The organism is Streptomyces sp. UNOC14_S4, from assembly GCF_020740835.1.
Taxonomy (GTDB): domain Bacteria; phylum Actinomycetota; class Actinomycetes; order Streptomycetales; family Streptomycetaceae; genus Streptomyces.
The window spans coordinates 1-2,745 of the sequence record NZ_JAINFC010000735.1 but is presented as its reverse complement, the minus strand read 5'-3'; the positions used below and the strand labels follow the sequence as shown (position 1 = coordinate 2,745).

At 70.7% G+C, this 2,745-nt stretch carries 5 protein-coding genes; 3 read left to right on the top strand and 2 right to left on the bottom strand.

Annotated features, from left to right (window positions below; genetic code table 11):
* The coding region (locus K6I34_RS35095; protein WP_229332079.1) for a ribonuclease domain-containing protein at window positions 1–331 on the top strand (331 nt) is incomplete at its 5' end.
* Complete coding sequence (locus tag K6I34_RS35090) at window positions 328–759, top strand: barstar family protein (RefSeq protein ID WP_229332078.1); 432 nt, start codon at window positions 328–330, stop codon at window positions 757–759. The genes K6I34_RS35095 and K6I34_RS35090, both read left to right, overlap by 4 nt.
* A gap of 20 nt (window positions 760–779) precedes the next feature.
* On the opposite strand, the gene K6I34_RS35085 is transcribed toward K6I34_RS35090, so the two are convergent.
* Window positions 780–1,562: a sporulation protein gene (locus K6I34_RS35085; protein ID WP_229332077.1), complete on the bottom strand. Its 783-nt coding sequence runs from the start codon at window positions 1,560–1,562 to the stop codon at window positions 780–782.
* A 78-nt stretch (window positions 1,563–1,640) separates the two neighbouring features.
* Here K6I34_RS35085 and K6I34_RS35080 point away from each other — a divergent pair, with 78 nt between their 5' ends.
* Window positions 1,641–2,291 (top strand): DNA-3-methyladenine glycosylase, encoded by a 651-nt coding sequence (locus K6I34_RS35080; protein ID WP_229332076.1) that lies wholly within the window; start codon window positions 1,641–1,643, stop codon window positions 2,289–2,291.
* Window positions 2,292–2,505: 214 nt separating this feature from the next.
* Here K6I34_RS35080 and K6I34_RS35075 read toward each other — a convergent pair.
* A partial coding sequence (locus K6I34_RS35075) for a hypothetical protein (RefSeq protein ID WP_229332075.1) occupies window positions 2,506–2,745 on the bottom strand: 240 nt, incomplete at its 5' end.

Sequence of the window (2,745 nt, the reverse complement as noted above, 5' to 3'; positions counted from 1 at the left end):
GTCCCGCACCGCCCAGGGCGGTTCCCCCGGAGCCCCCGCCTGGGCGAAGGGAATGCGGACGGTCGCCCCGGACCAGCTCCCCGCCGAGGCCCGCAAGACCCTGGAACTCATCGACAAGGGCGGCCCGTTCCCGTACGACAAGGACGGCACGGTCTTCGGCAACCACGAGAACCGGCTGCCGAAGCAGGCCCGCGGCTACTACCACGAGTACACCGTCCCCACCCCCGGCTCCAAGAACCGCGGCGCCCGCCGCATCATCACCGGGAACCACGCCGAGCGCTACTACACCGGTGACCACTACGAGACCTTCGAAGCGGTGGTGAAGCCATGACCGGCCTGCTCCCCGAGCCCGGCCTCACCGGGCTCTTCATCGGCACCATCCCCCCGGGCCTCTACCGGCTGCCGCCCGCCGAGACCGCCTCCCGCGTGATGTCGCTCGCGGCCGACGCGGACTGGCGGGCGGCCGAGCTGCCGCTGGCCGGGGTGACGGACAAGGCGGGCTTCCTCGACCGGTGCGCGACCGCGCTGGACTTCCCCCACTGGTTCGGCCACAACTGGGACGCCCTCGCCGACTGCCTCATGGACCTCTCCTGGTGGCGCGACGAGGCCAAGGTCCGCGGCTACGTCCTCCTGGCGGACGGCTGGGAGGCGTTCCGGGCCGCGGCGCCGAAGGACGCGCGGACGGCGGAGGCGATCCTGGACGAGGCGGTCGACTACTGGCTGGAGAGCGAGGCGCCGCTGGCGGTCCTGCTGCACTGAGCGCCCCCCGCCGGTACCGGTCAGAGCCAGGCGCGGCGGCCTCCCACCTCCATGAGCCACTGGTCGAGGTACGCCGCCCAGTCGACCCCGTCGTACGACGACAGGTCCATGACGAACGAGCGGTACGTGTCCCCGCCGTCACGGAAAAGCCCGGACTTCTTGTCCAGCTCCAGTACGACGTCCATCTCACGCCCGTCCGCGACAAAGGACAGCTCGACCTCGCTCAGCCCCCGGTACCGGTCCGGCACCCGGAATTCGATCTCCTGGTAGAAGGGCAGCCGCTGCCGCGTGCCGCGGATGTGGCCCTTCTCCAGGTCCGCGCTCCTGAACGCGAACCCGAGACGGCCGAACGCGTCGAGGACCGCCTGCTGGGCGGGGAGCGGATGCACGCGCACCGGGTCGAGGTCGCTCGCGTCCACGGCCCGCGCGATCGCCAGGTGCGTGGTGACCCCGACGCGCATGCCGGTCAGGTGCCGCCCGAGGAAGGTGGTCACCGGGGTCTCCCAGGGCACCTCCAGCTCGAAGGGCACCACGTGCACCGCCCCGGCCCGCACCTCGAACCCCCCGCCGAGCGGGACGCGGCTGAACTCGACGTCCTGCTGGTGCTCCTCCTCGCCGCCCTCGACCTCGACCCGGGCTTGAAGCCCCACGGACAGCCCCTGGATCCGCTGGGCGACCGAGCCGCCCTCGACGCGCACCTCGCCCCGGACGGTGCCGCCGGGCATGACGTCCTCCCCGAGCAGCACCGTCTCGACCGACGCGCCCCCGGCCCCCAGGCTCGCCAGCAGCTTCTTGAACCCCATGCCGGTCCCTCTTCCCCTCGTGCTCTTTCCCCGGCGGGCCCACCCGTGGCAGGGGCCCGTCCACTACGCTCGATCAGCATGATCGCCGCGCCCGACCGTATGCCAATCGCCCGGCAGTTCTTCGACCGTCCCGTACTGGAGGTCGCCCCTGACCTGCTGGGTCGCACGCTCGTCCGGAACGCCCCGGAGGGACCGATCGAGCTCCGGATCACCGAGGTCGAGGCGTACGCGGGCGAAGCGGACCCGGGCTCGCACGCCTATCGCGGCCGCACCGAGCGCAACGCCGCGATGTTCGGCCCGCCCGGCCACGCGTACGTCTACTTCATCTACGGCATGTGGTTCAGCCTCAACCTGGTCTGCGGCCCGGAGGGCATGGCCAGCGGGGTCCTGCTGCGGGCGGGCGAGGTGATCGAGGGGGTGCCGCTCGCCCGGGAGCGACGAACAAAGGCGCGGTGGGACCGCGAGCTCGCGCAGGGCCCGGCACGGCTCGCGACGGCCCTCGACGTGGACCGCGGCCTGAACGGCAGCGACCTCTGCGCCGGCCCGGACGCCCCGCTGACGCTGCTCACGGGGCATCCGCTCCGGCAGGACCAGGTGCGCAACGGCCCGCGGACGGGCGTGGGCGGCGAGGGCGCGACCCATCCCTGGCGCTTCTGGGCGGACGGCGACCCCACGGTCAGCCCGTACCGCGCGCACGTGCCGCGCAACAGGAGCAAGCGGGACGGGTAGCGGGATGGGCAGGAGGGGCGCGGAGACGGTGCTTGACTCCGGGCCGCCGAGCATCTAACGTAGCCCGAGCCGCTTGAGACGGACGACGCCCTGTGCGTGGACCGATCAGCGGCAACCCTCACCACTACGAGTACTTCCCCGGATCGGGGCCGGATTTCGCTGTGCCGAAATTCGGATGCCGATCGGCTCGATTAGGAGCCGCACGGGAAAGCCGCTAAAGTGGTGAACACCCCGCCGACAGGGGATCGGAAACAAAATTCCAGCCGGAAACGGCACGGAAAAGGATCTGATAGAGTCGGAACACGAAATACCGAAGGGAAGCGCCCAGAGGAAAGCCCGAGAGGGTGAGTACAAAGGAAGCGTCCGTTCCTTGAGAACTCAACAGCGTGCCAAAAGTCAACGCCAGACTATAAAATACCCCGTCTCCGGTTCGTAAGATCCGGGACGCGGTTCC

What these genes read in the sequence shown, in the direction of transcription:
- K6I34_RS35085 (WP_229332077.1), bottom strand. Translation starts at nt 1,562, where the DNA reads ATGGGGTTCAAGAAGCTGCTGGCGAGCCTGGGGGCCGGGGGCGCGTCG.
- K6I34_RS35080 (WP_229332076.1), top strand. Translation starts at nt 1,641, where the DNA reads ATGATCGCCGCGCCCGACCGTATGCCAATCGCCCGGCAGTTCTTCGAC.
- K6I34_RS35090 (WP_229332078.1), top strand. Translation starts at nt 328, where the DNA reads ATGACCGGCCTGCTCCCCGAGCCCGGCCTCACCGGGCTCTTCATCGGC.